Genomic DNA, 8,260 nt, shown 5'->3' with positions numbered 1-8,260 from the left:
AGAATCTCAGAATCTCAGAATCTCAGAATCTCAGAATCTCAGAAATCTAAAATCTAAAATCAACAATCTAAAATTAATAAATGGGTGCTTTTGTAATTAGCAAGCGATTTAATGATGAGTATAAGTTTACGTTTACTTCTCGAAAAGGGAAAGTGATTTTTACGAGTTTGAGTTATGAATTGAGGTTTGAATGTGAAGAGGATATTGAGAGGTTTAAAGCAAATATTGATCTTGCTAAATTTTTAAAATTTAAAGGTTCTGGCGGGAAGTATTTTTTTAAATTGATGTTGGGTGATGTTCACTTTGCTACAAGTCGAAAATACAGTACAGAATTGCTTTTGCAAAAAGGAATAAAAGAAATTGTAACATATTCTTCCAGATCGGAGATTTTGGATTTTTCTTCGAGCGAGTCAATTTTTGGTGATGAAGAGCTTGAAGAGGAAATGGAGGAAGCTGCGGAGTAGAAAAAAAAGATATGGGTAATAAAAAAAAGCGTTTGTAAATACAGACGCTTTTTTTTATTGTTTTGGATTAATGAAAAAATTAATCGCAAAAAAAAACCATCTAAAAGATGGTTTTAAAATCGTTAGAACTTAGGTTCTAATTATTTTTTTACTTCTTCTACTTTAGCAGCAGCAGAATCAACTTTAGCAGCAGCAGAATCAACAGTTGCAGCAGCAGAATCAACAACAGCAGCAGCTGAATCAACAGCAACAGCAGTAGAATCTACAGCAGGAGCTTCAGCAGCAGCGTCAGCTTTTTTACAAGATACAACAGTTAATACAGCAACAACAGCTAAACTTAAAAATACTTTTTTCATCTTACTTTATTATAAAAGGTTAATTATTAATTCGTGGCAAAGATATAAATTTTTTAATATGTAAAATATTTTTTCACTTTTTTTTTAAAATATTTTCCTTGCTCACGTTTGTCTTATTTATCAAATAATATGCCAAAATTATAAATTTTTCTTAAATTATCTAATTTATTGCCTAAATAATTTTTTGTTGAAGATTCTTTATAAAAACAGGCTGTTTTATTTATCTGTCTTACGGTTTGTTTTGTTTTTTAAGACTATTTCCTAGAATCTTTTAGAAGGAAAAGTGCAATCCTTTTTGTTGTTTTTCGGAATTTAACGCTTTAAATCTGCTCAAAAAGCTATGAGATAAGTTTCATGATTGTTTCAGTAGCTCCTTTGTTGTTTTGGATAAATGATCTGCAGATTTCGCTTTTTTCTTCTAGAAAGTTTTTGTCATTCAATAATCGATCAAGGATTTCTTTTAGATCTATATTTGTTGATATAGACGTACATCCGCCAATTTTAACTAAATCAACTGCTTCTGCGAAATTTGAATAATTAGGTCCAATTACAATCGGAATTCCAAAAGTGGCAGGTTCTAGAATGTTGTGTATTCCTGGATTTCCAAATCCGCCGCCCACATAAGCAATCGTTCCGTAACTGTAAATTTTAGTCAGGATTCCAATTGTGTCTATTATAAAAACATTGTAAATAGATAAATCTTTGTTTTCTTTTTCTGAAAATAAAATTGTCGGTTTTGTAATTTTTGATTGGAGATCTGAAATTTGATCTGGCTTAATATTATGAGGTGCAATTATAAATTTTATATGATCAGGTGCTTGATTAATATATTCTGCAATTAAAATTTCATCTTTTGGCCATGAACTTCCAATAACAATCGTTGGCTGGTTGTTTTTAAAACTCTCCACATAATCCAGTCGGTTGTCTCTCTCTAAAATGGCATTTACACGATCAAAACGGGTATCGCCAGAAACAATTACATTTTTAAAGTGTAGGCTTTCTATTTTTTGTTTTGATTTTTCGTTTTGAACAAAGAAATAAGTAAAGGCATTCAGTACTTTTCTATAAAATCCTCCGTACCATTTAAAAAACATCTGATTGTCTCTGAAAATTCCGGAAATCAAGTATGTTGGCGTTTTGCTTTTTTCTAATTCCTTTAAATAGTTAAGCCAAAATTCATATTTAATGAAAAATGCAAGTTCGGGATGAATTAATTTTAAAAATCTTTTAGCATTACTTTTGGAATCAAGCGGTAAATAAACGGTAACATCTGCGACAGTGTTATTTTTGCGGACTTCATATCCAGAAGGAGAAAAAAAAGTTACAATTATCTTATGTTGAGGATATTTTTCTTTAATTTTTTCTATAACAGGAAGTCCTTGTTCGTATTCGCCCAGTGAGGCCGAATGAAACCAAATTGTTTTATCGTCAGCGTTGATTTTTTCTTCTAAAATTGAAAATACATTTTTTCGGCCTTCAACAAAAAGCTTAATTTTCGGACTAAATAACGCTATGATTTTTAAGAAAAAACCTGCAAGATATATGACTAGATTGTATAAAAAAAGCATGTAATTTTTTTTGCAGCTAAATTACATTTCTTTCGACTATTTTCATTGGTTTGAAGCGATTAATAACTATTTTTGTTCCTCCTTTTAGAGATTTCTGTCCAAAAACAGCGTCTTTAATTTTTTAAATACATTCAGAAAATGAAAAAAATACAAATGGTTGACTTGAAAAGTCAATACGAGAAAATAAAATCTACTGTAGATGCTTCAATTCAAGAAGTTTTAGATACAAATACTTATATCAATGGGCCTTTGGTTCATCAGTTTCAAAAAAATCTTGAAGACTATTTAGGAGTAAAACACGTTATTCCGTGTGCGAATGGTACAGATGCGTTGCAGATTGCCATGATGGGATTGGATTTAAAACCAGGCGATGAAGTTATTACTGCCGATTTTACTTTCGCTGCGACTGTTGAGGTGATTGCTTTATTGCAGTTAACTCCAGTTTTGGTAGATGTTGATTTGCATAATATGAATATCGATATTGATGCAGTAAAAAAAGCAATTACACCAAAAACAAAAGCAATTGTTCCGGTTCATTTATTTGGACGTGCTGCAAATATGGATGCGATTATGGAAATTGCTAAAGAGCATAATCTATATGTAATTGAAGATAATGCACAAGCAATTGGAGCTGATTATGTTTCTAAATCTGGAACAAAATCAAAAGTAGGTACAATTGGCCACGTTGCGGCAACTTCTTTCTTTCCTTCTAAAAATTTAGGCTGTTATGGAGATGGAGGAGCAATTTTTACAAATGATGATAAATTGGCTCACATTATCCGCGGAATTGTAAATCACGGAATGTATGAACGTTACCACCACGATGTTGTAGGTGTAAATTCACGTTTAGATAGTATTCAAGCTGGAGTTTTAAATGCAAAACTGCCTCTTTTGGATGAATATAATAAAGCTCGTCGTCTGGCGGCAACTAAATATAATGCGGCTTTCGCTGGTAATGCAAAAATTGTTACTCCTGATTTTGATGCAAACGAAAATGACCACGTTTTTCATCAATATGTATTAAGAATTTTAGATGCCGATAGAAATGCTTTAATGCAGCATTTATTGGATAAAGGAATTCCATGTGCGATTTATTATCCAATTCCATTGCATTCTCAAAAAGCATATTTAGATCCGCGTTACAAAGAGGAGCAATTTCCAGTTACAAACCAATTAGTGCAAGAGGTAATTGCTTTGCCAATGCATACAGAACTTGACGACGAACAAATTAAATTTATTACCGATTCTGTTTTAGAATTTTTGAATAAATAAAAGCTTTAAACTAAATAACCACTAGAAAAAACAACCGCAAAATGAAAGTATTAGTAACAGGAGGATTGGGATTTATTGGTTCTCACACCGTAGTCGAACTGCAAAATGAAGGCTTCGAAGTTGTGATTATTGATAATCTTTCGAATTCTTCAGAAGATGTTTTAAAAGGAATTACAACCATTACAGGAAAAACGCCTTTATTCGAAAAAATTGATTTAAGAGAAAAAAGTGACGTTCGGGATTTCTTTAAAAAGCATAATGATGTTACTGGAGTTATTCATTTTGCAGCTTCAAAAGCTGTTGGTGAAAGTGTTGAACAGCCATTATTGTATTACGAAAACAACATTAGCAGTTTAGTTTATCTTTTACAGGAATTACAGCAAAAACCTGAAGCAAGTTTTATTTTCAGTTCTTCTTGTACGGTTTACGGTCAAGCCGAAAAAATGCCAATTACAGAAGACGCTCCGGTTCAAACTGCAATGTCTCCTTACGGAAATACAAAACAGATCGGAGAAGAAATTATTACAGATACAGCTAAAGTTACCAATATCAGCGCTATTTTATTACGCTACTTTAATCCAGTTGGAGCGCACGAATCTGTAGAGATTGGTGAATTGCCATTGGGGGTTCCTCAGAATTTAGTTCCATTTATTACACAAACTGGAGTAGGATTGCGTCAGGAATTATCGGTTTTCGGAAATGATTACCCAACGCCAGATGGAACTGCAATTCGTGATTATATTCACGTAGTAGATTTAGCGAAAGCGCACGTAATCGCTTTACAGCGTTTGTTGAATAAAAAGAATTTGGCAAAAGTGGAGACTTTCAACTTAGGAACAGGAAAAGGAAGTTCTGTTCTTGAAGTCATTAATAGTTTCGAAAAAGTCAGCGGTAAACAATTGCCTTATAAGATGATGCCTCGTCGCGAAGGTGATATTACTGAAGCTTATGCAAATACAGACAAGGCAAATAATGTTTTAGGATGGAAGGCTGAACTAAGTCTAGATGAAGCGATGGCAAGTGCTTGGAAATGGGAACAAAAAGTGAGGAATAAGTAATTTTTTAATAAAATTACAAATTTTAAGATCCCAAATTATAGCAATATAGTTTGGGATTTTTTTTAGCTATTAATTATTATGAAACAAAGTTTAGATTATAAATTAATATTTGCCTTAGCGGCTGTTGGAATTATTTGGGGAACTACCTTTTTAGGAATTAGAGTTGCGGTTGAAACGATTCCGCCTTGGTTTGTAACTTCCATTCGTCAGGGATTGGCGGGACTAATTATGATGATGATTTTATTATTCAAAAAAGAATTAAAATGGATTGGCTGGGAAAATTTAAAACATCAGCTTGTTCCTTCTATTTTGATGATTGTAGTAGCGAATGGTTTTACAACCGTTGCAGAACAGACTGTGCCAAGCGGACTAGCTTCGGTAATCAGTGCGATGTCTCCTATACTTATTTTTCTGGGCAGTATTTTGTTTAAACTACAAAAGCCAAGTTTTAAAGGATTTATTGGAGTTATAATAGGATTTTCGGGAGTCGTTTTTATATTTAAAGACGGACTGGGATCTTTTTTAGATGCCGATTACAGAATCGGAATGATGTTTATGGCATTTGCAATTTCTGCCTGGGCTGCGGGAACAATTTATACCAAACTGCATGGGAATAAATCTAAAAATATAGTTCTTAATTTATTTTACCAATTTACAATGGCTTCATGCATTCAGATTGTTTTAGCATTTATTTTTTCGCCTACTATTGATGTGAATTTATGGAGTGCGAAAAGTATTTTAGCGGCATTGTATTTGTCGATTTTTGGGTCTGTAATTGCTTTCTTTAGTTATAATTATGCTCTGAAACACGTTACTCCAGTTCAGGTTTCTATTTTGTCCTACATCAATACAGTAATTGCAGTTTTCTTGGGCTGGTTGCTTTTAGATGAAGTAATTACAGTTGATTTTATTATTGCTACAACTCTTATTATTCTTGGAGTTTTTATTGTGAATTACAAGAAGAAAGAAAAGAAGGTTTTGTAGTATTCTTTTAGTATGTCATTTCGACGAAGGAGAAATCTTCGCAAGTAGCTTTGCAAAGTTTTTAGGCTTTCTATGTAGAGTTTCTTGCGAAGATTTCTCCTTCGTCGAAATGACAAAAAGCTCTGAAAAACAAAATTTTTTCAGAGCTTTTTGTATGTATAGTTTTCAACTGATCACTAAAAACTGAATACTGAACACTTAAAATTAAGCATTAGCAACAGCAGCTTCTTTGTCAATTTTATTAATCAAACCAGTTAAAACTTTTCCAGGACCAACTTCAGTAAATAAAGTCGCGCCGTCAGCAATCATTTGCTGTACAGACTGAGTCCATTTTACAGGAGCGGTCAATTGAATGATTAAGTTTTTTTTAATTTCATTAGCATCAGAAACTGCATTTGCAGTAACGTTTTGATATACTGGGCAAATTGGAGTAGAGAAAGTAGTTGCTTCGATTGCAGCAGCCAATTCTTCTCTTGCAGGTTCCATCATTGGAGAGTGGAAAGCACCTCCAACAGGTAAAATTAAAGCACGTTTTGCTCCTGCAGCTTTCATAGCTTCACAAGCTTTTTCAACAGCAGTAGTTTCACCAGAAATTACTAATTGACCAGGGCAGTTATAGTTGGCAGCAACCACAACGCCGTCGATAGAGGCACAAACTTCTTCAACAACATTATCAGCTAAACCTAAAACAGCTGCCATTGTAGAGGGAGTGATTTCGCAAGCTTTTTGCATTGCTAAAGCACGTTGAGAAACTAATTTAAGACCATCTTCAAAAGATAAAGTCCCGTTGGCAACCAAAGCCGAAAATTCTCCTAATGAATGTCCCGCAACCATTTCCGGTTTGAAATCTTCTAAAGTTTTAGCTAAAATAACAGAGTGTAAAAATACTGCTGGCTGTGTAACTTTAGTTTCTTTTAGTTCTTCGGCAGTGCCTTCAAACATGATATCTGTAATTCTGAAGCCTAAAATTTCATTGGCTTTTTCGAATAATTCTTTGGCTAAAGCCGAATTTTCATAGAGGTCTTTACCCATTCCTGTGAACTGTGCACCCTGACCCGGAAATACGTATGCTTTCATTTGTCTAATTTAATTTTTACTTTTTTTAAAATTGAAAATTAGTTTCAATTGGAAGGCAAAAGTACTATTTTTTTATTTCGTATAATCCTTAAACATATAAATCCATGCTAATCTGGAAAATCTCAGGTTAAAAGGAGTAAGTAGAGTGATAGAAACAGCAATAATTGGAAGAATTCTTAAATCAAAATTCTTTTCGAAGAAAAACTGTGCAATACAGTATGTTGCGATACCCTGAGCTACTGTTAATCCGTAGTTTACGTACATGGCACCAAAAAAATAGCCAGGTTCTTTTTGGAATTTGTAATGGCAGTGACTGCAGTATTCATTCATTTTTGGGAAACTGAAATTAAGAAAGATATTCTTGTCTATAAAAACTTTTCCTTTATGACAAACAGGACATTCGTTTTTTAAAATATGAGTTAATGCGCTTGACATGATATTGTTAATTTTTGTTTATACAAAGGTAATTCAGAGCGTTATAAAAGTCTTTTTAGTATCTTCGCTTATTGTAGCACAATAAAGACATTTTTATGAAGCGATATCCTATTTATAGTGTTCAGAATTTTAGCTGTAACGATATTCACCGCGACTTTTATGTTAATACTTTTAAAGAGCATTTAAAAAATCACAGTTTTGTCGAAGAGCCACATAGGCACGATTCGTATTTGATGGTCTTTTTTACAAAAGGTTCGGGGTTTCATGAAGTCGATTTTGACCAGTTCGAAATTAAAAGAGGAAGTCTTTTTGTGCTACAGCCTGGACAAATGCATCATTGGAATTTATCTGAAGATATAGAAGGCTTTGTAATTATCTTTTCGCAGGAATTGTACAATTTGTATTTCGGACAGAAAAAAATCAACGATTACAACTTTTACCATTCCATTCAAAACCGACCTGAAATGGTTTTTGAAGAAAAGGAAATTCCTAAAATCCTTCCATATTTTGATTTGCTAATTCACGAAAATAGTCAAGACAACAAATACCAATTAGATAAATTGTTGAATTTATTGGATTGCATTCATATCGAAGTAGCGAGAAAATATGGAGAAACCTATTCGCATCAAACCCATTCATATAATATCAAAATCAACAAGTTTGAATCGCTTTTAGAAGAACATTTCAGAACTCAGAAACTGCCTTCGTTTTATGCAGAAAAGCTAAATATTACACTAAAACATTTAAACAGAATCTGCAATGAAATTCTTCAAAAAACAGCCACAGAAGTAATTACAGATCGTGTAATTCTAGAAATAAAAAGAATGCTGATCGACAAACAATTAGCCGTAAATGAAGTCGCATTCAAAGTCGGCTACGAAGATTACTCATACTTCTCCCGATTCTTCAAAAAACAAACCGGAATGTCGCCAACAGAATTTAGAAACACAGTACGTTGATTTTTTAACCACAAATTGCACAAATTTTCACAAATTATTTTTTGCTTCAGATTAAAAGTATTGTTGTGGATTTTAAAATCTGTGAAA

At 32.9% G+C, this 8,260-nt stretch carries 9 protein-coding genes; 5 read left to right on the top strand and 4 right to left on the bottom strand.

Annotated elements, in window-relative coordinates:
• Window positions 1–80 precede the first annotated feature (80 nt).
• Window positions 81–464 carry a DUF1508 domain-containing protein gene (locus NU08_RS07185; RefSeq protein ID WP_129746478.1) on the top strand — a complete coding sequence of 128 codons (384 nt, stop codon included), beginning with the start codon at window positions 81–83 and terminating at the stop codon, window positions 462–464.
• A gap of 140 nt (window positions 465–604) precedes the next feature.
• On the opposite strand, the gene NU08_RS07180 is transcribed toward NU08_RS07185, so the two are convergent.
• Both NU08_RS07180 and NU08_RS07175 read right to left on the bottom strand, forming a co-directional pair.
• Window positions 605–820 (bottom strand): hypothetical protein, encoded by a 216-nt coding sequence (locus tag NU08_RS07180; RefSeq protein WP_008467260.1) that lies wholly within the window; start codon window positions 818–820, stop codon window positions 605–607.
• Between the two features lie 338 nt (window positions 821–1,158).
• Entirely contained in the window at window positions 1,159–2,388 is a 1,230-nt protein-coding gene (locus NU08_RS07175) for a 3-deoxy-D-manno-octulosonic acid transferase (RefSeq protein ID WP_129746477.1), read from the bottom strand.
• A gap of 138 nt (window positions 2,389–2,526) precedes the next feature.
• Here NU08_RS07175 and NU08_RS07170 point away from each other — a divergent pair, with 138 nt between their 5' ends.
• From NU08_RS07170 to NU08_RS07160, 3 genes are all read left to right on the top strand, one after another.
• Window positions 2,527–3,660 carry a DegT/DnrJ/EryC1/StrS family aminotransferase gene (locus tag NU08_RS07170; protein WP_129746476.1) on the top strand — a complete coding sequence of 378 codons (1,134 nt, stop codon included), beginning with the start codon at window positions 2,527–2,529 and terminating at the stop codon, window positions 3,658–3,660.
• Window positions 3,661–3,701: 41 nt separating this feature from the next.
• Entirely contained in the window at window positions 3,702–4,718 is a 1,017-nt protein-coding gene (gene galE, locus NU08_RS07165; RefSeq protein WP_129746475.1) for a UDP-glucose 4-epimerase GalE, read from the top strand.
• Between the two features lie 78 nt (window positions 4,719–4,796).
• Window positions 4,797–5,702 carry a DMT family transporter gene (locus NU08_RS07160; RefSeq protein WP_129746474.1) on the top strand — a complete coding sequence of 302 codons (906 nt, stop codon included), beginning with the start codon at window positions 4,797–4,799 and terminating at the stop codon, window positions 5,700–5,702.
• Between the two features lie 204 nt (window positions 5,703–5,906).
• On the opposite strand, the gene fabD is transcribed toward NU08_RS07160, so the two are convergent.
• Together fabD and NU08_RS07150 are read right to left on the bottom strand one after the other, a co-directional pair.
• On the bottom strand, window positions 5,907–6,779 hold the full coding sequence (gene fabD, locus NU08_RS07155) for an ACP S-malonyltransferase (protein ID WP_129746473.1): 873 nt from the start codon (window positions 6,777–6,779) through the stop codon (window positions 5,907–5,909).
• A gap of 72 nt (window positions 6,780–6,851) precedes the next feature.
• The gene (locus NU08_RS07150; RefSeq protein ID WP_129746472.1) at window positions 6,852–7,214 is read right to left on the bottom strand and encodes a DUF983 domain-containing protein; all 363 of its coding nucleotides are present in this window, start codon (window positions 7,212–7,214) and stop codon (window positions 6,852–6,854) included.
• A 95-nt stretch (window positions 7,215–7,309) separates the two neighbouring features.
• Between NU08_RS07150 and NU08_RS07145 the strand changes: the two genes are divergently transcribed.
• Entirely contained in the window at window positions 7,310–8,173 is an 864-nt protein-coding gene (locus NU08_RS07145; RefSeq protein WP_129746471.1) for a helix-turn-helix domain-containing protein, read from the top strand.
• The last annotated feature ends 87 nt before the right edge of the window (window positions 8,174–8,260 follow it).

The organism is Flavobacterium anhuiense, from assembly GCF_004151235.1.
Classification (GTDB): Bacteria; Bacteroidota; Bacteroidia; order Flavobacteriales; family Flavobacteriaceae; genus Flavobacterium; species Flavobacterium anhuiense_A.
The sequence above is the reverse complement of the archived record's forward strand: the minus strand, read 5'-3'. Positions and strand labels throughout refer to the sequence as shown.

Coding starts and splice junctions, on each gene's coding strand:
- NU08_RS07185 (WP_129746478.1), top strand. CDS start 81: ATGGGTGCTTTTGTAATTAGCAAGCGATTTAATGATGAGTATAAGTTT.
- NU08_RS07180 (WP_008467260.1), bottom strand. CDS start 820: ATGAAAAAAGTATTTTTAAGTTTAGCTGTTGTTGCTGTATTAACTGTT.
- NU08_RS07175 (WP_129746477.1), bottom strand. CDS start 2,388: ATGCTTTTTTTATACAATCTAGTCATATATCTTGCAGGTTTTTTCTTA.
- NU08_RS07170 (WP_129746476.1), top strand. CDS start 2,527: ATGAAAAAAATACAAATGGTTGACTTGAAAAGTCAATACGAGAAAATA.
- galE (WP_129746475.1), top strand. CDS start 3,702: ATGAAAGTATTAGTAACAGGAGGATTGGGATTTATTGGTTCTCACACC.
- NU08_RS07160 (WP_129746474.1), top strand. CDS start 4,797: ATGAAACAAAGTTTAGATTATAAATTAATATTTGCCTTAGCGGCTGTT.
- fabD (WP_129746473.1), bottom strand. CDS start 6,779: ATGAAAGCATACGTATTTCCGGGTCAGGGTGCACAGTTCACAGGAATG.
- NU08_RS07150 (WP_129746472.1), bottom strand. CDS start 7,214: ATGTCAAGCGCATTAACTCATATTTTAAAAAACGAATGTCCTGTTTGT.
- NU08_RS07145 (WP_129746471.1), top strand. CDS start 7,310: ATGAAGCGATATCCTATTTATAGTGTTCAGAATTTTAGCTGTAACGAT.